Annotated in this window: 20 protein-coding genes and 1 other annotated feature; of the genes, 14 read left to right on the top strand and 6 right to left on the bottom strand. The window is 55.9% G+C overall.

What is annotated here, in order from left to right:
* Nucleotides 1-9 precede the first annotated feature (9 nt).
* Nucleotides 10-1,677, bottom strand: a complete 1,668-nt coding sequence (gene ettA / locus ACWKXX_RS21355) for an energy-dependent translational throttle protein EttA (RefSeq protein ID WP_006810191.1) — start codon at nucleotides 1,675-1,677, stop codon at nucleotides 10-12.
* Between the two features lie 226 nt (nucleotides 1,678-1,903).
* On the opposite strand from ettA, the gene sltY reads away from it, so the two are divergent.
* A complete protein-coding gene (gene sltY, locus ACWKXX_RS21350) occupies nucleotides 1,904-3,841 on the top strand; it encodes a murein transglycosylase (RefSeq protein ID WP_017694548.1) in 1,938 nt (645 codons plus the stop codon).
* A gap of 55 nt (nucleotides 3,842-3,896) precedes the next feature.
* On the top strand, nucleotides 3,897-4,226 hold the full coding sequence (gene trpR, locus ACWKXX_RS21345) for a trp operon repressor (protein WP_003856511.1): 330 nt from the start codon (nucleotides 3,897-3,899) through the stop codon (nucleotides 4,224-4,226).
* Between the two features lie 27 nt (nucleotides 4,227-4,253).
* Here trpR and yjjX read toward each other — a convergent pair whose 3' ends face one another.
* The gene (gene yjjX, locus ACWKXX_RS21340) at nucleotides 4,254-4,769 is read right to left on the bottom strand and encodes an inosine/xanthosine triphosphatase (RefSeq protein ID WP_015572619.1); all 516 of its coding nucleotides are present in this window, start codon (nucleotides 4,767-4,769) and stop codon (nucleotides 4,254-4,256) included.
* Between the two features lie 48 nt (nucleotides 4,770-4,817).
* Between yjjX and gpmB the strand changes: the two genes are divergently transcribed.
* Complete coding sequence (gene gpmB / locus ACWKXX_RS21335; protein ID WP_032671448.1) at nucleotides 4,818-5,465, top strand: 2,3-diphosphoglycerate-dependent phosphoglycerate mutase GpmB; 648 nt, start codon at nucleotides 4,818-4,820, stop codon at nucleotides 5,463-5,465.
* Here gpmB and robA read toward each other — a convergent pair.
* Nucleotides 5,462-6,331, bottom strand: a complete 870-nt coding sequence (gene robA / locus ACWKXX_RS21330) for an MDR efflux pump AcrAB transcriptional activator RobA (protein WP_003856504.1) — start codon at nucleotides 6,329-6,331, stop codon at nucleotides 5,462-5,464. The two genes, gpmB and robA, sit on opposite strands and share 4 nt — an antisense overlap.
* Nucleotides 6,332-6,545: 214 nt before the next feature.
* Between robA and creA the strand changes: the two genes are divergently transcribed.
* The gene (gene creA, locus ACWKXX_RS21325; protein WP_032103047.1) at nucleotides 6,546-7,016 is read left to right on the top strand and encodes a protein CreA; all 471 of its coding nucleotides are present in this window, start codon (nucleotides 6,546-6,548) and stop codon (nucleotides 7,014-7,016) included.
* A gap of 48 nt (nucleotides 7,017-7,064) precedes the next feature.
* Here creA and arcA read toward each other — a convergent pair whose 3' ends face one another.
* Nucleotides 7,065-7,781, bottom strand: a complete 717-nt coding sequence (arcA, locus tag ACWKXX_RS21320) for a two-component system response regulator ArcA (protein ID WP_003856501.1) — start codon at nucleotides 7,779-7,781, stop codon at nucleotides 7,065-7,067.
* Nucleotides 7,782-7,876: 95 nt separating this feature from the next.
* Here arcA and yjjY point away from each other — a divergent pair, with 95 nt between their 5' ends.
* The 7 genes from yjjY to ACWKXX_RS21285 all read left to right on the top strand — a co-directional run bounded on the left by yjjY (nucleotide 7,877) and on the right by ACWKXX_RS21285 (nucleotide 14,683).
* A complete protein-coding gene (gene yjjY, locus ACWKXX_RS21315; RefSeq protein WP_001541509.1) occupies nucleotides 7,877-8,017 on the top strand; it encodes a YjjY family protein in 141 nt (46 codons plus the stop codon).
* A 399-nt stretch (nucleotides 8,018-8,416) separates the two neighbouring features.
* Entirely contained in the window at nucleotides 8,417-9,103 is a 687-nt protein-coding gene (locus ACWKXX_RS21310) for a tRNA/rRNA methyltransferase (RefSeq protein WP_261666448.1), read from the top strand.
* Nucleotides 9,104-9,314: 211 nt separating this feature from the next.
* On the top strand, nucleotides 9,315-9,383 hold the full coding sequence (thrL, locus tag ACWKXX_RS21305; protein ID WP_015572623.1) for a thr operon leader peptide: 69 nt from the start codon (nucleotides 9,315-9,317) through the stop codon (nucleotides 9,381-9,383).
* Nucleotides 9,322-9,439 (top strand) — a sequence feature (Thr leader region). It overlaps the preceding gene by 62 nt.
* Nucleotides 9,440-9,463: 24 nt before the next feature.
* A complete protein-coding gene (gene thrA, locus ACWKXX_RS21300; protein ID WP_023295899.1) occupies nucleotides 9,464-11,926 on the top strand; it encodes a bifunctional aspartate kinase/homoserine dehydrogenase I in 2,463 nt (820 codons plus the stop codon).
* Nucleotide 11,927: 1 nt separating this feature from the next.
* Entirely contained in the window at nucleotides 11,928-12,857 is a 930-nt protein-coding gene (thrB, locus tag ACWKXX_RS21295; protein WP_022650380.1) for a homoserine kinase, read from the top strand.
* A 3-nt stretch (nucleotides 12,858-12,860) separates the two neighbouring features.
* Nucleotides 12,861-14,147 carry a threonine synthase gene (gene thrC, locus ACWKXX_RS21290; RefSeq protein ID WP_045339648.1) on the top strand — a complete coding sequence of 429 codons (1,287 nt, stop codon included), beginning with the start codon at nucleotides 12,861-12,863 and terminating at the stop codon, nucleotides 14,145-14,147.
* A 248-nt stretch (nucleotides 14,148-14,395) separates the two neighbouring features.
* Nucleotides 14,396-14,683, top strand: coding sequence for a DUF2502 domain-containing protein (locus ACWKXX_RS21285; protein WP_015572627.1), 288 nt, complete (start codon nucleotides 14,396-14,398; stop codon nucleotides 14,681-14,683).
* A gap of 32 nt (nucleotides 14,684-14,715) precedes the next feature.
* On the opposite strand, the gene yaaA is transcribed toward ACWKXX_RS21285, so the two are convergent.
* Nucleotides 14,716-15,489: a peroxide stress protein YaaA gene (gene yaaA, locus ACWKXX_RS21280; RefSeq protein ID WP_015572628.1), complete on the bottom strand. Its 774-nt coding sequence runs from the start codon at nucleotides 15,487-15,489 to the stop codon at nucleotides 14,716-14,718.
* A 66-nt stretch (nucleotides 15,490-15,555) separates the two neighbouring features.
* Nucleotides 15,556-16,989 carry an alanine/glycine:cation symporter family protein gene (locus ACWKXX_RS21275; protein ID WP_032652520.1) on the bottom strand — a complete coding sequence of 478 codons (1,434 nt, stop codon included), beginning with the start codon at nucleotides 16,987-16,989 and terminating at the stop codon, nucleotides 15,556-15,558.
* A gap of 262 nt (nucleotides 16,990-17,251) precedes the next feature.
* Here ACWKXX_RS21275 and tal point away from each other — a divergent pair, with 262 nt between their 5' ends.
* From tal to ACWKXX_RS21260, 3 genes are all read left to right on the top strand, one after another.
* On the top strand, nucleotides 17,252-18,205 hold the full coding sequence (gene tal / locus ACWKXX_RS21270; RefSeq protein ID WP_003856481.1) for a transaldolase: 954 nt from the start codon (nucleotides 17,252-17,254) through the stop codon (nucleotides 18,203-18,205).
* A gap of 110 nt (nucleotides 18,206-18,315) precedes the next feature.
* On the top strand, nucleotides 18,316-18,903 hold the full coding sequence (gene mog / locus ACWKXX_RS21265; RefSeq protein ID WP_047052506.1) for a molybdopterin adenylyltransferase: 588 nt from the start codon (nucleotides 18,316-18,318) through the stop codon (nucleotides 18,901-18,903).
* A 122-nt stretch (nucleotides 18,904-19,025) separates the two neighbouring features.
* A partial coding sequence (locus ACWKXX_RS21260) for an MFS transporter (protein ID WP_454540879.1) occupies nucleotides 19,026-20,276 on the top strand: 1,251 nt, incomplete at its 3' end.

The raw sequence follows: 20,276 nt of genomic DNA, 5'->3' as shown, positions 1-20,276 counted from the left end.
GTTTTGCTTTTATTTCGCAATACGCTTGTACTTAATACGCTTCGGCTCCAGCGCGTCTGCGCCCAGCGTGCGTTTCTTGTACTCTTCGTATTCGGTGAAGTTACCTTCGAAGAACTCCACCTTACCTTCGTCCTGGTAGTCCAGGATGTGGGTTGCGATGCGGTCCAGGAACCAGCGGTCGTGCGAGATAACCATCGCGCAGCCCGGGAACTCCAGCAGGGCGTTTTCCAGCGCGCGCAGGGTTTCGATGTCCAGGTCGTTGGTAGGTTCATCAAGCAGCAGAACGTTGCCGCCAACCTGGAGCAGCTTCGCCAGGTGCAGACGACCGCGCTCACCGCCGGACAGCTCGCCCACGCGTTTGCCCTGGTCAGTGCCCTTAAAGTTAAAGCGGCCAACGTAAGCGCGGCTTGGCATCTCGGTGTTGCCGATACGCATGATATCCAGACCGCCGGAAACCTCTTCCCACACGGTTTTGCTGTTATCCATTGCGTCGCGGAACTGGTCCACGGAAGCCAGCTTCACGGTTTCACCCAGGGTGATAGAGCCGCTGTCAGGCTGTTCCTGACCGGACATCATGCGGAACAGGGTCGATTTACCTGCGCCGTTCGGACCGATGATGCCAACGATAGCGCCTTTCGGCACGGAGAAGGTCAGGTCGTCGATCAGCAGACGGTCGCCGTAGGACTTACGCAGGTTGGTCACTTCAACCACTTTATCCCCCAGACGTGCGCCAGGTGGAATAAACAGTTCGTTGGTTTCGTTACGTTTCTGGTATTCAGTGTTGTTCAGCTCTTCGAAGCGTGCCAGACGGGCTTTGCCCTTAGACTGACGGCCTTTCGCGCCCTGACGCACCCACTCCAGCTCTTTCTCAATAGACTTGCGGCGGGCCGCTTCCTGAGAGGCTTCCTGCGCCAGACGCTGATCTTTCTGCTCCAGCCAGGAGGAGTAGTTGCCTTCCCACGGAATACCTTCGCCGCGGTCCAGCTCCAGGATCCAGCCCGCAACGTTGTCGAGGAAGTAACGGTCGTGGGTAATCGCCACCACGGTGCCTTCGAAGTCGTGCAGGAAGCGCTCCAGCCACGCCACGGATTCCGCATCCAGGTGGTTGGTAGGTTCGTCAAGCAGCAGCATGTCTGGTTTTTCCAGCAGCAGGCGGCACAGCGCCACGCGGCGGCGTTCACCACCGGACAGGTTAGCGATTTTCGCATCCCAGTCTGGCAGACGCAGGGCATCAGCCGCGCGCTCCAGCTGCACGTTCAGGTTGTGACCGTCGTGCGCCTGGATAATCTCTTCATATTTGCCCTGCTGAGCGGCCAGTTTGTCGAAGTCCGCATCCGGCTCGGCGTATTTGGCATACACTTCATCCAGACCTTTCAGGGCGTTAACCACCTCGGATACCGCTTCTTCAACGGATTCACGCACGGTGTGTTCCGGGTTCAGCTGGGGTTCCTGCGGCAGGTAGCCGATCTTAATGCCAGGCTGCGGACGGGCTTCACCTTCGATGTCTGTATCGATGCCGGCCATGATGCGCAGCAGGGTGGACTTACCGGCACCGTTGAGACCCAGAACACCGATTTTTGCGCCCGGGAAGAAGCTCAGCGAGATATTTTTAAGAATATGACGTTTCGGCGGGACAACTTTGCCGACACGATGCATGGTATAAACGAATTGAGCCACGTTGGACTTCGCCTCTTTTATCGTGATGAGAATGAATTTCAGCCTCGAAGTGTAGCCTTTTTCACGCCCTAATCCCAGCCAGGAACGTCGGGAGTGTTAAAACGCGCAAGAAAGGTAAAAAAGTGTCCATGACGTGGCGCGTTGTGGGATGCCTGGTTAGCATAAGTTGATGTAACTTTGACGTGGCAAGACGCTGCAACTGACGAAAAACAATGAGGAAGAGCTTGTGGAAAAAGCCAAACGGGTGGTCTGGCGTCTGCTGGCTGCCAGCGTATGCGTAATGGCGGTAAGCCAGGCGGTGCATGCCGATTCACTGGATGAACAACGTAACCGCTATGCCCAGATTAAACAGGCATGGGACAACAAGCAGATGGATACCGTGCAGGCGCTGATGCCGACGCTGAAGGATTATCCGCTGTATCCGTATCTTGAGTATCGTCAGATCACGGACGATCTCATGAATCAACCGACCGTCACCGTGAATAACTTCATTCAGGCGAACCCGACCCTGCCGCCTGCGCGCACCCTGAAGTCCCGGTTTGTGAACGAGCTGGCCCGTCGCGAAGACTGGCGCGGCCTGCTGGCTTTCAGCCCGGATAAACCGGGCGCGACGGAAGCGCAGTGTAATTACTATTATGCGAAATGGGCGACCGGTCAGCAGGAGGAAGCCTGGACCGGCGCGAAAGAGCTGTGGTTGACGGGCAAAAGCCAGCCAAACGCCTGTGACCCGCTGTTCAGCGCCTGGCGCGCCTCGGGCAAGCAGGATCCGCTCTCTTACCTGGAACGTATTCGCCTGGCGATGAAGGCCGGAAACACCCGGCTGGTCACCGTGCTGGCGGGCCAGATGCCCGCAGATTATCAGACCATTGCGTCTGCCGTTATCAGTCTGGCAAACGATCCCAATACCGTGCTGACGTTTGCGCGTACTACCGGCGCGACCGATTTTACCCGCCAGATGGCGGCGGTGGCCTTTGCCAGCGTGGCGCGTGATGATGTGGAAAACGCCCGGCTGATGATCCCGCAGCTGGTGCAGGCCCAGCAGCTTAATGACGATCAAACTCAGGAGCTGCGCGATATTGTGGCATGGCGACTGATGGGGACAGATGTCACCGACGAACAGGCGCGCTGGCGTGACGATGCGGTGATGCGTTCGAACTCTGTCTCGCTGGTGGAGCGTCGCGTGCGCATGGCGCTGGGAACGGGCGATCGTCGTGGCCTCAATACCTGGCTGGCGCGTCTGCCGATGGATGCCAAAGAGAAAGATGAATGGCGTTACTGGCAGGCGGACATGCTGCTGGAACGTGGTCGTGAAGATGAAGCCAAAGAGATCCTCCACTCCCTGATGCAGCAGCGCGGATTCTACCCGATGGCGGCGGCGCAGCGTCTGGGCGAGGAGTACACCCTGAAGATCGACAAAGCGCCAGCCAACGCGAACCCGGCGCTGACGCAGGGGCCGGAAATGGCGCGCGTGCGCGAGCTGATGTACTGGAATCTGGATAATACCGCGCGCAGCGAATGGGCGAATCTGGTCACCAGCCGTACCACCGATGAGAAAGCGCAGCTTGCCCGCTATGCATTTGATAATCGCTGGTGGGATCTGAGCGTGCAGGCGACGATCGCCGGCAAACTGTGGGATCATCTCGAAGAGCGTTTCCCGCTGGCTTATAAGGATCTGTTCGATCGCTACACCAGCGGCAAAGATATTCCGCAAAGCTATGCGATGGCCATTGCCCGTCAGGAGAGCGCCTGGAACCCGAAAGTGCGTTCTCCGGTGGGTGCCAGCGGCCTGATGCAGATTATGCCGGGTACCGCGACGCACACGGTGAAGATGTTTAATATTCCAGGCTACAGCAGCCCGTCCCAGCTGCTGGATCCGGAGACTAACATCAACATCGGTACCAGCTACTTGCAGTACGTCTATCAGCAGTTCGGTAATAACCGTATTTTCGCGTCAGCGGCGTACAACGCCGGGCCTGGCCGCGTGCGGACATGGCTTGGCAACAGCGCAGGGCGCATCGACGCCGTGGCGTTTGTCGAGAGCATTCCGTTCTCGGAAACGCGCGGCTATGTGAAGAATGTGCTGGCTTATGACGCCTACTATCGCTACTTCATGGGGCAGAAAGATACCCTGATGAGCGATGCCGAGTGGCAGAGACGTTACTGATCGGCGCGGGTTGTGTTATGCTGTACTCGCTAATGAGTACAAGAGGCAGCATAACATGACCCAGCATTCCCCGTATTCCTCGGCCATGGCCGAACAGCGTCATCAGGAGTGGCTTCGTTTTGTGGAGTTGCTCCGCCAGTCTTACGACAAAGATCTGCATTTACCGTTGCTACAGCTGATGCTGACGCCCGATGAACGCGAAGCGCTGGGCACGCGGGTACGCATTATTGAGGAACTGCTGCGCGGCGAAATGAGCCAGCGCGAGCTGAAAAACGAGCTGGGCGCGGGCATCGCGACCATCACCCGTGGTTCAAACAGCCTGAAGTCGGCGCCGGTTGAACTGCGTCAGTGGCTGGAAGCGGTATTGCTGAAAAACGCCGGATGACGGCTTCGCCTTATCCGGCCTGCAAACTTAACGATAAATCGCGTTATGGAACGGACTTAACGCCAGAATAACGGCCTGGTGGTAAACGCCTGAACGCGTAAGCTTGCCACCCGTAAAGACGCCAATCGCCCCCTCTTTACGACCAATTTCATCAATGCCGGTGTAGTGCGACATTACCGGCCCCAGCGCCTCACCCGCGCGGACTTTCTCCAGTATGACTTCCGGCAGCGGCAGCGTGGCAGAACGCGCTTCGCCGCGCTGCTCACGGCTTTCGATGACAACCCAGCTGAAGGTCGCCCCTTCGTCGATGCCTGCTTCAATCGCGACCCAGAAGTCAGCGTCTGGCGCGGCGGCTTTTGCATTAGCCACGCGATTTCGTGCGCCAGCGCGTGTTTCCTCGCTGCCAAACGGCTGTTCCGGCACACCGCTCTCGACGCCGACGGCGTCAATATGGCAGGATCCTTCGCCGAAGATCTCTTCAAATGCCCTTAGAATTGCCTGAATTTTGGCAGGATTGGTGGTAGCAGAGACAACATGGTGCATAATTAAGCTCGATTTAAAAAATTCATCGCAGTATAACGGAAAAAAAGCATGTTACAGGTATACCTTGTTCGCCACGGTGAAACGCAGTGGAACGCCGAGCGACGTATTCAAGGCCAGTCAGACAGTCCTCTCACCGACAAAGGTGTGCAGCAAGCGTGGCAGGTGGCGGAGCGCGCCAGAACGCTGGGTATCACTCACGTCATCTCCAGTGATTTAGGCCGCACGCAGCAGACGGCACGCATCATCGCCGATGCCTGTGGCTGCGACGTGACCCTCGAACCGCGTCTGCGCGAGCTGAATATGGGCGTGCTGGAAAAACGTCCTATCGATACGCTGACGGAAACCGAAGAAGGCTGGCGCCGCACGCTGGTGAACGGCACTGAAGATGGTCGCATCCCTGAAGGGGAATCCATGCAGGAGCTGAGCGTGCGCATGCATGCCGCGCTGGCCGAGTGCCTGAAACTCCCGGCAGGTAGCCGACCGCTGCTGGTAAGCCACGGTATCGCGCTGGGTTGCCTGGTGAGCACCATTCTGGGACTGCCGGCTTACGCCGAACGCCGTTTGCGTCTGCGCAACTGTTCCATTTCCCGTATCGACTATCAGGAAAGTGCCTGGCTGGCATCGGGGTGGGTAGTTGAGATGGCAGGGGACATTTCGCATCTTGATGCCCCTGCACTGGATGAGTTGCAGCGTTAACGACGTACCGGAATCAGGAATTCCATACGCAGATTGATAGGGCCTTCTTCCGGTTTAGCATCTTGCGCCGGATAGTAGCGCTCAATGTCCTGACCTTTACGGCGATTCAGATTCAGCATCGGCATGCAGGTCCCGTAAACGGTCAGGATGAACTCCTGAACGCCCGTTCCTAAACCTTCGTATGAGAACATTACATACTCGCCGCCTTCCAGCACGACAGGCTTCGAGCCATGAATGTAACCGTTCGCCATGTCAGGCGTCAGCGCCGTGGTATAGAACACCTCCTGCTCGTCGTCTTTTTCCTGGCTGGGATGCGTTTCGTTCAGGCCATACAGAATCGGCGGGATCGCCGGAGCATGGCTTAAAAATTCGCGCCAGAACTGAACGCGCATCTGATGGCGGAACTCGGAGATCTGCTCCAGGGAACAGGAGTAGCTCTGCGTGGTGCCGACCAGGTGCGTTTCCGGCAGGGTGATGATTTCATATTTTGGCATCGCAAACTCGCCCAGACGCAGCGGCGGACGCATACCAAAGGAGCTCCAGTCCGGCGAGCGGCGATAAAGCGCTGGCGTTAACGAGAACTGTTTTTTAAAGGCGCGGGTGAAGGTTTGCTGTGAATCGAAGCGATATTGCAGGGCAATATCCAGGATTGGTCGCGCGGTCAGGCGCAACGCGACAGCAGACTTTGATAAACGACGTGCGCGAATATAGGCACCGATAGCATGACCGGTGACATCCTTGAACATCCTTTGCAGATGCCACTTGGAATAGCCTGCTTTTGCCGCCACATTATCCAGTGACAAAGGCTGGTCGAGATGACCTTCCAGCCAGGTGAGCAGGTCGCGAATAATTCCAGCCTGATCCATATACTATCCTCATCCTTAAAACTGCCGCAGGTGCCTGTTTACAGGTTAGCGGATAATAGCATTTTTTGACGTTTTAGCATTCAGTGTTTTTTTTGCGCATAAATGCTTTTTGTAGTGATTTATGTGCGGATATATTCTAATCCTGTGATCTTGCTACATTTTTATCTAACCTGTTGAATAATCGCTCAGCGTAATTTTTATGAATGGTAACAATATGAAATACAAGGTTTTAGTCTTTACAGCACTGGCGCTGATGGCAGGGCGCGTGGCACAGGCGGAGCAAATTGGCTCCGTGGATACTGTGTTTAAAATGTTTGGGCCGGACCACAAAATTGTGGTGGAAGCCTTTGACGATCCGGACGTTAAAAACGTCACCTGCTATGTCAGCCGGGCAAAGACCGGCGGGATTAAAGGCGGCCTGGGGCTGGCTGAAGACACGTCTGACGCGGCCATCTCCTGCCAGCAGGTTGGCCCGGTGGAATTGAGTGACAAAATCAAAAACGGCAAAGCGCAGGGCGACGTCGTATTCCAGAAACGGACCTCGCTGGTGTTCAAAAAGCTACAGGTGGTCCGTTTTTATGACGCGAAGCGTAACACCCTGGCTTATCTAGCTTATTCCGACAAAGTCGTGGACGGCTCACCGAAAAACGCGATAAGCGCGGTACCGATTATGCCGTGGCATTGATAAAAAAAACGGCGCAAATGCGCCGTTTTTTACTGCGTGACGGGAGAATTACTCCTGGAGGTCACCGCAGAAACGATAGCCTTCACCATGGATCGTGGCGATGATTTCCGGCGTATCCGGCGTAGATTCGAAGTGCTTACGAATACGACGGATGGTTACGTCAACGGTACGATCGTGTGGCTTCAACTCACGACCGGTCATTTTCTTCAGCAGTTCTGCACGGGACTGAATCTTGCCCGGGTTCTCGCAGAAGTGCAGCATCGCGCGGAATTCACTGCGCGGCAGTTTGTACTGCTCACCGTTCGGGCTAATCAGCGAACGGCTATTGATATCAAGTTCCCAGCCGTTGAATTTGTAGCTGTCGACGCTACGACGCTCTTCACTTACCGTACCCAGATTCATGGTGCGGGACAGCAGGTTGCGTGCACGAATGGTTAACTCGCGAGGGTTGAACGGCTTGGTGATGTAGTCATCCGCGCCGATTTCCAGACCAAGAATTTTATCAACCTCGTTGTCACGGCCCGTCAGGAACATCAACGCGACGTTCGCCTGTTCACGCAGTTCGCGCGCCAGAAGAAGCCCGTTTTTGCCCGGCAGGTTGATATCCATAATCACCAGGTTGATATCATTTTCAGAAAGGATCTGATGCATCTCTGCGCCATCGGTCGCTTCAAAGACATCGTAGCCTTCTGCTTCGAAAATGCTCTTTAACGTGTTGCGTGTTACCAACTCGTCTTCAACGATAAGAATGTGCGGGGTCTGCATGTTTGCTACCTAAATTGCCAACTAAATCGAAACAGGAAGTACAAAAGTCCCTGACCTGCCTGATGCATGTCGCAAATTAACATGATCGGCTTAACGTGACTAAAGTACGTAATTGCGTTCTTGATGCACTTTCCATCAACGTCAACAACATCATTAGCTTGGTCGTGGGTACTTTCCCTTTGGACCCGACAGTGTCAAAAACGGCTGTCATCCTAACCATTTTAACAGCAACATAACAGGCTAAGTGACACCGGACACCCAATAAAACTACGCTTCGTTGACATATATCAAGTTCAATTGTAGCACGTTAACAGTTTGATGAAATCATCGTAGCTGAATGCTAGCCTTTGTCACAATTTTTCAATAAACCAACTAGTTGCGGACATTGATTGATAAACGGTACGAATCCAATCAGAAAAGAGTATTCATATGGTCATTATCATTACAAAACATAAGGATAATGGACTTCTGTTAACATTCTAACTGATTGTTCAGCCACAAAATAGTTTAGCTTTTTTTAATTGTTATGAAACGCTATTTCGGTGATTTGTGTTGCAAAATTGTAAATTCGTGCTGCGTAATATGTTGAACTGAATCACATTTTTACCTGCTAACTGATTAAAAAGAGAGCGTAAATGCATCTGTCGATTGTGCTGGTGGCACCAGCAAGAGCTGAAAATATTGGCGCTGCGGCGCGTGCCATGAAGACTATGGGGTTTACCGATTTGCGTATTGTGGACAGCACGGCGCATCTGGAGCCTGCTGCGCGCTGGGTGGCGCACGGTTCGGGTGATATTCTCGATAATATAACCACTTACGCTACGCTCGCCGACGCACTCCACGATATTTCGTTTACCGTCGCGACGACCGCGCGCAGCCGGGCGAAGTTTCACTATTACGCCACGCCTGCTGAACTGGTGCCGATGCTGGAAGAGAAAAGCCAGTGGCTGGAGAAAGCCGCGCTGGTGTTTGGGCGAGAAGATTCCGGGCTGTCTAACGAAGAGCTGGCGCTGGCTGACGTGCTGACGGGCGCGCCGATGGTGGCGGATTATCCGTCACTCAATCTGGGGCAGGCGGTGATGGTCTATTGCTATCAATTAGCATCCTTAATACAAATTTCTCAGCCACCGGTGACAGTTTCGGATGAAAACCAGCTGGCGGCACTGCGTGTTCGTGCAAATAACCTTCTTGAGCAGTTGGGCGTCGCTGACGATCAGAAAATGGTGGACTGGTTACAGCAGCGCCTGGGGCGTCTTGAGCAGCGCGATACGGCAATGCTGCACCGATTGCTTCATGATATTGAAAAAAAATTAGCCGAGTAAAATAGTGTCATAGGTTTTTATTATGGCCGATCCTGCTGATGTCTGGGGTTGCATCTGGGTTATTCCGATGAAAATAAATCTGCCCGCAGCGGGACGTGAGAATGTCCCGAATTGTGATCGAATTAAAAATTCATTGACTTAAGGGGCTCGATCCTTTAACCCTAAAAGAATAGAGCACAGACAGATAATAATGACAGAGTACACAACATCCATGAAACGCATCAGCATCACCACCATTACTACAACCATCATCATTACCACAGGTAACGATGCGGGCTGACGCGTACAGGAAAAACAGAAAAAAGCCCGCACCTGAACAGTGTGGGCTTTTTTTTCGGCTAAAGGAAATGAGGTAGAACCATGCGAGTGTTGAAGTTCGGCGGTACGTCAGTGGCAAATGCAGAACGTTTTCTGCGTGTTGCCGATATCCTGGAAAGCAACGCCAGGCAGGGGCAGGTTGCCACCGTGCTCTCTGCCCCGGCCAAAATCACGAACCACCTGGTGGCGATGATTGAAAAAACCATCGGTGGTCAGGATGCACTACCGAACATCAGCGACGCCGAGCGTATCTTTGCCGATCTGCTTCAGGGGCTGGCCGACGCCCAGCCTGGTTTCCCGCTGGCGCAGCTGAAAAGCACCGTTGAACTTGAATTTGCCCAGATTAAACACGTTCTTCACGGTATCAGCCTGCTTGGTCAGTGTCCGGACAGCATCAACGCGGCGCTGATTTGCCGGGGTGAAAAACTCTCTATCGCCATCATGGCAGGCGTGCTGGAAGCGCGCGGTCACCACGTGACGGTCATCGATCCGGTTGAAAAACTGCTGGCTGTGGGCCACTACCTTGAATCCACCGTCGACATTGCCGAGTCGACACGCCGTATTGCGGCGAGCAAAATCCCGTCTGACCATATGATCCTGATGGCAGGCTTTACCGCCGGTAACGAGAAGGGCGAACTGGTGGTGCTGGGGCGTAACGGCTCTGACTACTCCGCCGCCGTGCTGGCCGCCTGTTTACGCGCAGACTGTTGTGAGATCTGGACTGACGTCGACGGCGTTTATACCTGCGATCCGCGCCAGGTGCCGGACGCCAGGCTGCTGAAGTCGATGTCGTACCAGGAAGCGATGGAGCTTTCCTACTTCGGCGCTAAAGTTCTTCACCCGCGTACCATCTCCCCGATTGCCCAGTTCCAAATCCCTTGCCTGATTAAGAATACCGGTAACCCTCAGGCGCCGGGCACGCTGATTGGCGCCAGCGCGGATGAAGATGACCTGCCGGTGAAAGGCATTTCTAACCTCAATAACATGGCGATGTTCAGCGTCTCCGGCCCGGGGATGAAGGGCATGGTCGGCATGGCGGCACGCGTCTTTGCCGCTATGTCCCGCAACGGGATCTCCGTGGTGCTGATCACGCAGTCTTCTTCCGAATACAGCATCAGTTTCTGCGTTCCGCAGGGTGATTGCCTGCGTGCCCGTCGCGCGCTGGAAGAAGAGTTCTATCTGGAGCTGAAAGAAGAGCTGCTGGAGCCGCTCTCGATTCAGGAACGTCTGGCGATTATCTCTGTGGTCGGCGACGGCATGCGCACCCTGCGCGGTATCTCCGCCAAATTCTTTGCCGCGCTGGCGCGGGCTAATATCAATATCGTGGCGATTGCCCAGGGCTCATCAGAGCGTTCCATTTCCGTTGTCGTGGATAACGATGACGCCACTACCGGCGTGCGCGTGGTGCATCAGATGCTGTTCAACACCGACCAGGTGATTGAGCTGTTCCTGGTGGGCGTCGGTGGTGTCGGTGGCGCGCTGCTGGAGCAGGTGAAGCGCCAGCAGGAGTGGCTTAAGAAGAAACATATCGATTTGCGCGTTTGCGGCATTGCGAACTCGAAAGCGTTGCTGACTAACGTCCACGGTCTGAATCTGGAAAACTGGCAGGCGGAGCTGGAAGAGGCGAAAGAGCCATTTAACCTGGGCCGCCTGATCCGCCTGGTGAAAGAATATCACCTGCTTAACCCGGTGATCGTTGACTGTACCTCCAGCCAGGCGGTGGCCGATCAGTACGCGGATTTCCTGCGCGAAGGGTTCCATGTGGTGACGCCGAACAAAAAGGCCAACACCTCGTCGATGGATTACTATCACCAGCTGCGGCTGGCGGCGAGTAAGTCGCGCCGTAAGTTTCTGTATGACACCAACGTGGGCGCGGGCCTGCCGGTCATCGAGAACCTGCAAAACCTGCTCAACGCGGGCGACGAACTACAGCGTTTCTCCGGCATCCTCTCCGGCTCCCTGTCGTTTATCTTCGGCAAGCTGGACGAAGGGATGAGCTTGTCGGAAGCCACCCGCGCCGCGCGCGAGCTGGGCTACACCGAGCCGGATCCGCGCGACGACCTCTCCGGCATGGACGTGGCGCGTAAGCTGCTGATCCTGGCGCGCGAAACTGGCCGCGAGCTGGAGCTTTCGGATATCGTGATTGAGCCGGTGCTGCCAGCAGAATTTGATGACAGCGGTGACGTCAGCGCCTTTATGGCCAGGTTGCCGCAGCTTGACGACGCCTTTGCCGCACGCGTTGCGAAAGCCCGTGATGAAGGTAAGGTATTGCGCTATGTTGGCAACATTGAAGAAGACGGCGTCTGCCGGGTGAAGATTGCCGAAGTGGATGGCAACGATCCGCTGTACAAGGTGAAAAACGGCGAGAACGCCCTGGCGTTCTACAGCCATTATTATCAGCCACTGCCGCTGGTGCTTCGCGGCTATGGCGCAGGGAATGATGTGACGGCGGCGGGCGTGTTTGCCGATCTGCTGCGTACCCTGTCATGGAAGTTAGGAGTTTAAGATGGTTAAAGTATATGCCCCGGCTTCCAGCGCCAATATGAGCGTCGGATTTGACGTGCTGGGCGCGGCGGTCACGCCGGTGGACGGTTCGCTGCTGGGCGATACGGTTACGGTTGAGGCGGCAGAGCGCTTCAGCCTGAATAACATCGGCCGCTTCGCCAGTAAGCTGCCGTCTGAACCGCGCGAGAATATCGTTTATCAGTGCTGGGAACGCTTCTGTCAGGAGATCGGCAAAAACGTGCCGGTCGCCATGACGCTGGAAAAGAGCATGCCGATTGGTTCGGGGCTGGGCTCGAGCGCCTGCTCGGTGGTCGCCGCGCTGGTGGCGATGAATGAGCATTGCGGCAAGCCGCTGAACAACAGCCGTCTGCTGGCGCTGATGGGCGAGCTGGAAGGGCGCATCTCCGGCAGCATTCATTATGATAACGTGGCGCCGTGCTTCCTTGGCGGCATGCAGCTGATGATTGAAGAAAATGGCATCATCAGCCAGCAGGTGCCAGGGTTTGATGAGTGGCTGTGGGTGCTGGCCTATCCGGGCATTAAAGTGTCTACCGCCGAAGCGCGTGCGATCCTGCCGGCGCAGTATCGTCGTCAGGACTGTATCGCCCACGGGCGTCATCTGGCGGGCTTTATTCACGCCTGCTACACCCGTCAGCCGCAGCTGGCGGCGAAACTGATGAAAGACGTCATTGCCGAGCCGTATCGCACGAAGCTGCTGCCGGGCTTTAACGAAGCGCGACAGGCATCCATGGATATCGGCGCACAGGCGTGCGGCATCTCCGGCTCCGGCCCGACGCTGTTCGCCTTATGCGACAAGCCAGACACCGCGCAGCGCGTGGCGGACTGGCTCTCTAAACACTACCTGCAAAATCAGGAAGGCTTTGTTCATATTTGCCGTCTGGACACGGCTGGCGCACGAGTACTGGGATAACGAATGAAACTCTACAACCTTAAAGATCATAACGAGCAGGTCAGCTTCGCGCAGGCGGTAACGCAGGGGCTTGGCAAAAATCAGGGGCTGTTCTTCCCCCACGACCTGCCGGAATTTCAGCTGACCGAAATCGATGAGCTGCTGAAGCAGGACTTTGTCACCCGCAGCACCAAAATTCTGTCTGCCTTTATCGGCGACGAAATCCCGCAGGAGCTGCTCGAAGAGCGCGTGCGTGCGGCGTTTGCTTTCCCGGCGCCGGTGAAGCAGGTGGAGCCTGACGTTGGTTGTCTGGAGCTGTTCCACGGCCCGACGCTGGCGTTCAAAGATTTCGGCGGTCGCTTTATGGCGCAGATGCTGACCCACATCAGCGGCGACAAACCGGTGACCATCCTGACCGCGACTTCAGGCGATACCGGTGCGGCGGTGGCCCATGCGTTCTACGGCCTGAAAAACGTCCGCGTGGTGATCCTCTATCCGAAAGGCAAAATCAGCCCGCTTCAGGAAAAACTGTTCTGCACCCTTGGGGGCAATATTGAAACCGTGGCGATCGACGGTGATTTCGATGCCTGTCAGGCGCTAGTGAAGCAGGCCTTCGATGACGAAGAGCTGAAGGCGGCGCTGGGGCTGAACTCTGCCAACTCCATCAACATCAGCCGTCTGCTGGCGCAGATCTGCTACTACTTCGAAGCGGTGGCGCAGCTGCCGCAGGAGGCGCGCAATCAGCTGGTGGTTTCCGTGCCAAGCGGCAACTTCGGCGACCTGACGGCAGGCCTGCTGGCGAAATCCCTCGGCCTGCCGGTGAAGCGCTTTATCGCCGCCACCAACGCCAACGACACCGTGCCGCGTTTCCTGAAGGACGGAAAATGGGCGCCGAACGCGACTCAGGCCACGCTCTCCAATGCGATGGATGTGTCACAGCCTAACAACTGGCCGCGTGTGGAAGAGCTGTTCCGCCGTAAGGTCTGGCGTCTGGGCGATCTGGGTTACGCAGCGGTGACGGACGAAACCACGAAAGCCACCATGCGCGAGCTGAAAGCGGTGGGCTATACCTCTGAGCCGCACGCGGCGATTGCCTATCGTGCCCTGCGCGATCAGCTTCAACCGGGTGAGTATGGTCTGTTCCTCGGCACCGCCCATCCGGCCAAGTTCAAAGAGAGCGTGGAAGCGATCCTGGGGGAAACGCTGCCGCTACCAAAAGAGCTGGCCGATCGCGCCGACCTGCCGCTGCTGTCTCATGAGCTGCCCGCAGACTTTGCCGCGCTGCGTAAGCTGATGATGACCCGAGCGTGATTGTGCTGCCCGGTGGCGGCTTCGCCTTACCGGGCCTACAACGGCGAACTCATCGTAGGCCGGGTAAGCGCAGCGCCACCCGGCTTTTTTGTGAAGAAATTAAGGAGAAAAACAGCAGGAAAAAAGCAGAAATTCCCAATAAATGCGGTCACTTAGCGTTTAGGATTGCAGAGAATAACATCCCCCGTCCCCATCACGTACTCTCCTTACATCGGCCCACGTTGGGCAAGAAGAATAAGGAGTCACCTATGTCTACACTGAAACCTGCACTTATCGCGCTTTCACTGATGCTGGTCGCTCCCATGGCGGTGCAGGCAGCTGAGATCACCCTCGTGCCAGCGGTAAAACTGCAAATTGGCGATCGGGATAATAACGGGCACTACTGGGATGGCGGCCGCTGGCGCGACCATGACTGGTGGAAAGCGCACTATGACTGGCGCGATAACCACTGGCGTCCACACGATGAACATCGCGATCGTGACGATCACCACCGTCATGACGATCGTCGCCCGGGCCCGGACCGGAAGCACCATTAACACAAACCCCGCCAGCTGGCGGGGTTGTCTTTTTATTGCTCGTGACGCTTAAACACCAGCTCGTTTTTTCCTGACGATGCCTCGTCGAAAAAATACCCTTCACTGTTAAAGCCAGTGAGCTGCTCTGGCTTCGTCAGACGGTTTTGAATGATGAAGCGGCTCATCAGACCGCGCGCTTTTTTGGCGTAGAAGCTGATCACTTTAAATTTGCCGTTTTTCTCGTCGAGGAATACCGGCTTGATAATGTCCGCATCCAGCTTCTTCGGCTTCACCGATTTGAAGTACTCATCAGAGGCCAGGTTGATCACCACGTTGTCCCCCTGGGCTTGCAGCGCCGCGTTAAGCTTGTCGGTAATGACATCGCCCCAGAACTGGTACAGATCTTTACCTTTAGCGTTTTCCAGGCGGATACCCATCTCCAGACGATACGGCTGCATCAGATCCAGCGGTCGCAGCACCCCGTACAGGCCCGATAACATGCGCAGATGCAGCTGGGCAAAATCGAAATCGGCTTCGCTAAACGTTTCTGCTTGCAGGCCAGTGTAGACGTCACCTTTGAAGGCCAACAGCGCCTGGCGGGCGTTGGCGGGCGTGAAGTCAGGCTGCCACTCATGAAAACGGGTGGCATTCAGGTCGGCGAGTTTATCGCTGATGCTCATCAGCGAAGCGATTTGCGGAGCCGAAAGCTTACGCGCCTCGTGGATCAGCTGTTGCGAGTAGTCCAGCAATTCCGGCTGGGTATAACGCTCAGTGGCGAGCGGGCTCTGGTAGTCGAGCGTTTTGGCAGGTGAAATCAGAATCAGCATATCCAGTCCTTGCAGGAAATTTAGAGCGACTTTAACAAAAAATCGCCCTGAATTGATCGATAGCTGTTATTGCCGCGGCAAATCATCCCAGGTGCCAGGGGCAATTTGTGACTCGATTTCGGGATAGCGTGAGGCGTCAAAGACGGGCTGTACGCCGAGCTTGCGCTGACGCAGATAATCGCGCGCGATCAGCGCCACAACCGGTGAAAGCAGCAAAATGGCCGTCAGGTTCGTGATGGCCATCAGCGCCATAATGACGTCCGCTATTTGCCAGATCATCGGCATGCTGAGCAGGCAACCTACAAACACCATCGCCAGCACGCCCGCGCGAAGGATGTTGCGGGCCAGACGCGAGTCAACTTTCAGGAAGATAAGGTTGTTTTCGGCATAGATATAGTTCACCGCAATGGAACTAAAGGCAAAAAGTCCCACGACAAGTGCGACAAGGCCCGCGCCCCAGTCGCCGACGAGGGAGACCAGCGCCTGTTGTACCCAATGAATGCCTGCCGTACTACCGGACGGTTGTTCAGCGGCACCGGCCAGCAGCATTATCATCGCGCTGGCGGAGCAGATAACAATGGTGTCTGTGAAGACGCCAATCATCTGTACAATGCCCTGCGCGGCGGGATGTGGGGGCCAGGATGCGGCCGCTGCGGCGGCATTCGGCGTGGAGCCCATTCCCGCTTCGTTGGAGAACATACCCCGCTGAAAACCCGCAGTGAGTGCCTGGCTAAGGGTGTAACCCAGCGCGCCGGAAGCCGCTTCGCGCCAGCCGAACGCGCTTTGGAAAATGGTGACGATGACGTTCGGCACCTCGTCGATATGTATCGCGCATACCATCAGGCTGGTGGACACCCACAGCAGCGCCATCAGCGGAACCAGCCACTGCATCAGGCGGGCAACCCCTTTGAGCCCGGTCACAATGGTCAGCAGGGTGAGAAGGGCAAGCGCGCCGCCCGTCAGCCACTCCGGACAATTGAAGGCAAAGCGCAGCGCGTGGGCGACGGAATTTGCCTGAACGGTATTGAAAATAAGGCCATAGGCAATCAGCAAAAAGATCGAGAACAGAACGCCCATCCAGCGCATTCCCAGCCCGCGAGCCATATACCAGGCGGGACCGCCGCGAAACTGACCTTTGCCGTCTTTTTCTTTGTAGAGTTGCGCAAGCGAGCATTCAGCAAAGGAGGTGGCCATACCGATAATCGCCGTCACCCACATCCAGAATACCGCGCCCGGACCGCCCGCGCCGATCGCCAGCGCGACACCGGCCAGGTTACCGCTGCCGACGCGCGCGGCCAGGCTGGTACAGAGCGCCTGAAACGAGGTCAGGCCGCCCGGCTGTGGGGTGACGCTGTTTTTCAGACTTCTGCCAAATTTGCGGATATAGCGAAACTGAATCAGACCGCTGCGCCACGTAAACCAGATACCTGCTCCTGAAAGCAGGTATATCATGATCGAACCCCAGAGGACTTCGTTGATAAAGAAAAAGAAATCAGGCACTAACGTCCCTCTTGTTGATGCCAAAGTGAATATGTAAGCGCTACCACTGATTGTGCATGCTGTTACTTAGCAGCCTGTTAATATTCTGAGTTTATCATACTCTGCCTAAGCGCACTGTCTGCGGTTGCGCTGCCTCTCACTCGTGTTATCATCAGGGCAGACCGGTTACATCCCCCTAACAAGTAAACCTGTCATTTTTCCGCTGCTGGCAAGCTGTCGGTAGTGTGAATTATCCAGGGCACGTTAAAAGAGAAACACTATCATGACGGATAAATTGACCTCCCTTCGTCAGTTCACCACTGTCGTCGCTGACACCGGAGATATCGCGGCAATGAAGCTGTACCAGCCGCAGGATGCCACAACCAACCCTTCTCTGATCCTTAACGCCGCGCAGATCCCTGAGTATCGCAAACTGATCGACGAGGCGGTGACCTGGGCAAAAGCACAGAGCAATGACCGCGCGCAGCAGGTTGTGGATGCCACTGACAAACTGGCAGTGAACATCGGTCTGGAAATCCTGAAGCTCGTTCCTGGCCGTATCTCTACCGAAGTTGATGCTCGCCTGTCCTACGACACCGAAGCGTCTATCGCCAAAGCAAAACGCCTGATCAAACTGTACAACGATGCGGGCATCAGCAACGACCGTATCCTGATCAAACTGGCCTCTACCTGGCAGGGCATCCGCGCTGCTGAGCAGCTGGAAAAAGAAGGTATCAACTGTAACCTGACTCTGCTGTTCTCCTTCGCGCAGGCGCGTGCATGTGCCGAAGCTGGCGTATACCTGATTTCTCCGTTCGTGGGCCGTATTCTGGACTGGTACAAAGCCAACACCGACAAGAAAGAGTACGCGGCGTCTGAAGATCCAGGCGTGATTTCTGTGACTGAAATCTACGAATACTACAAACAGCACGGCTATGAGACCGTTGTTATGGGCGCAAGCTTCCGTAACGTCGGCGAAATCATTGAGCTGGCTGGCTGTGACCGCCTGACCATCGCCCCTGCGCTGCTGAAAGAGCTGGCAGAAAGCGAAGGTGCTATCGAGCGTAAACTGTCCTACACCGGCGAAGTGAAAGCGCGCCCTGAGCGCATCACCGAGTCTGAGTTCCTGTGGCAGCACAACCAGGATCCAATGGCGGTAGACAAGCTGGCGGACGGTATCCGTAAGTTTGCTATCGACCAGGAAAAACTGGAAAAAATGATCGGCGACCTGCTGTAATCATTCTGCGTGACCGGGCTCCCGGTCACGCGTCTTTCCCCCGCCTCTGTCTGAATTTTCTCTCTGCGTGTATCATTCCCATTAATCAGTACTTTTTGAATGGAATGGATATGAATACCTTACGCATCGGCTTAGTGTCGATTTCAGACCGCGCCTCCAGCGGTGTTTATCAGGATAAAGGCATCCCTGCTCTGGAAGCGTGGCTGGGCAGCGCGCTGACTACCCCGTTTGAGATCCAGACTCGCCTGATCCCGGATGAGCAGCCGATCATCGAGCAAACCCTGTGTGAACTGGTGGATGAGATGAGCTGCCACCTTGTGCTGACGACGGGCGGCACCGGCCCCGCGCGCCGCGATGTGACGCCGGACGCGACGCTGGCTATCGCCGATCGTGAAATGCCGGGCTTCGGTGAACAGATGCGCCAGATCAGTCTACACTTTGTCCCGACGGCCATTCTTTCCCGTCAGGTCGGGGTGATTCGCAAACAGGCGCTGATCCTGAATCTGCCGGGCCAGCCGAAGTCGATCAAAGAGACCCTCGAAGGGCTTAAAGCGGAAGACGGCAGCGTTATTGTCCACGGTATCTTTGCAAGTGTACCGTATTGTATACAACTGCTTGACGGTCCGTATGTGGAAACTGACGGCAACGTGGTAGCAGCATTTCGCCCTAAAAGCGCTCGCCGCGAAACAATATCCTGAAAATTATTAAAATGTGACATTAGCGCCAGCCGCAGTAGCGTGTAAATGGATTTACGATATAGTAATTTTTTCTTTACGATTGCTGTAAAAAATAATCCACAACACATGCACAATGGTTCGCTATGTCACATAACACCCGACCTCTGAATCGACAGGACTACAAAACCCTCACGCTCGCTGCCCTGGGCGGCGCGCTGGAGTTTTACGACTTCATCATCTTTGTCTTCTTCGCCGCCGTCGTGGGGGCGCTATTTTTCCCGGCTGATATTCCGGAATGGCTGCGTCAGGTGCAAACCTTCGGCATTTTCGCTGCCGGGTATCTGGCGCGTCCGCTGGGCGGCATTGTCATGGCGCACTTTGGCGATCTGGTTGGGCGCAAGAAGATGTTTACCCTCAGCATCCTGCTAATGGCCGTGCCGACGCTGGCGATTGGCCTTTTGCCTACCTATGAGTCGATGGGCATTATCGCCCCGTTATTGCTGCTGATGATGCGTATTCTCCAGGGCGCGGCCATCGGTGGAGAAGTGCCTGGCGCCTGGGTGTTTGTCGCTGAGCACGTCCCGGTGCGCCGCATCGGCATTGCGTGTGGAACGCTGACCGCAGGGCTGACGATCGGGATCCTGCTTGGCTCCGTGGTTGCAACCATCATCAATACCAGCATGACGCAACAGGCCGTTCACGACTGGGGCTGGCGCATTCCGTTCCTGCTGGGCGGGGCGTTCGGGCTGGTGGCAATGTACCTGCGACGCTGGTTGCAGGAGACGCCAATATTTCTGGAGATGCAGCAGCGGAAGGCGCTGGCGCAAGAACTGCCGGTGAAAACCGTGGTGGTGCGGCATAAAAAAGCGGTAGTGGTGTCGATGCTTCTGACCTGGCTGCTGTCTGCGGGTATCGTGGTGGTCATTTTGATGTCGCCGGTCTGGCTGCAAAAACAGTACGGTTTTGCGCCTGCCGTGACGTTACAGGCGAACAGTATCGCGACAATTATGCTCTGCTTTGGCTGTCTGGCCGCCGGGCTGGCGGCGGATCGTTTCGGCGCCAGCGCGACCTTTATTGTCGGCAGCCTGCTGCTGGCCGCGTCGAGCTGGGCATTTTATCATCTTGCGGGCTCCCATCCTGAACAGCTGTTCCTGCTGTACGGTGTCGTCGGGCTGTGCGTGGGCGTCGTTGGCGCCGTACCGTACGTGATGGTCCGCGCCTTCCCGCCAGAGGTACGCTTCACCGGGATCTCTTTCTCTTATAACGTCTCGTATGCCATTTTCGGTGGGCTGACGCCGATTGTGGTGACGGTGTTGATGGGTGTGTCACCCCTTGCACCGGCGTGGTACGTGCTGGCGTTATCGCTGATGGGGCTGGTTTTGGGAGTGTGGCTT

The sequence above is a fragment of the Enterobacter sp. UPMP2061 genome, assembly GCF_053709615.1.
Note: the sequence above shows the minus strand (reverse complement) of the source record. Positions and strands in the feature narration are given on the sequence as shown.

Coding starts and splice junctions, on each gene's coding strand:
- mog (WP_047052506.1), top strand. CDS start 18,316: ATGAATACCTTACGCATCGGCTTAGTGTCGATTTCAGACCGCGCCTCC.
- thrA (WP_023295899.1), top strand. CDS start 9,464: ATGCGAGTGTTGAAGTTCGGCGGTACGTCAGTGGCAAATGCAGAACGT.
- thrC (WP_045339648.1), top strand. CDS start 12,861: ATGAAACTCTACAACCTTAAAGATCATAACGAGCAGGTCAGCTTCGCG.
- gpmB (WP_032671448.1), top strand. CDS start 4,818: ATGTTACAGGTATACCTTGTTCGCCACGGTGAAACGCAGTGGAACGCC.
- creA (WP_032103047.1), top strand. CDS start 6,546: ATGAAATACAAGGTTTTAGTCTTTACAGCACTGGCGCTGATGGCAGGG.
- tal (WP_003856481.1), top strand. CDS start 17,252: ATGACGGATAAATTGACCTCCCTTCGTCAGTTCACCACTGTCGTCGCT.
- yjjX (WP_015572619.1), bottom strand. CDS start 4,769: ATGCACCATGTTGTCTCTGCTACCACCAATCCTGCCAAAATTCAGGCA.
- thrB (WP_022650380.1), top strand. CDS start 11,928: ATGGTTAAAGTATATGCCCCGGCTTCCAGCGCCAATATGAGCGTCGGA.
- arcA (WP_003856501.1), bottom strand. CDS start 7,781: ATGCAGACCCCGCACATTCTTATCGTTGAAGACGAGTTGGTAACACGC.
- yaaA (WP_015572628.1), bottom strand. CDS start 15,489: ATGCTGATTCTGATTTCACCTGCCAAAACGCTCGACTACCAGAGCCCG.
- ACWKXX_RS21310 (WP_261666448.1), top strand. CDS start 8,417: ATGCATCTGTCGATTGTGCTGGTGGCACCAGCAAGAGCTGAAAATATT.
- ACWKXX_RS21285 (WP_015572627.1), top strand. CDS start 14,396: ATGTCTACACTGAAACCTGCACTTATCGCGCTTTCACTGATGCTGGTC.
- robA (WP_003856504.1), bottom strand. CDS start 6,331: ATGGATCAGGCTGGAATTATTCGCGACCTGCTCACCTGGCTGGAAGGT.
- trpR (WP_003856511.1), top strand. CDS start 3,897: ATGACCCAGCATTCCCCGTATTCCTCGGCCATGGCCGAACAGCGTCAT.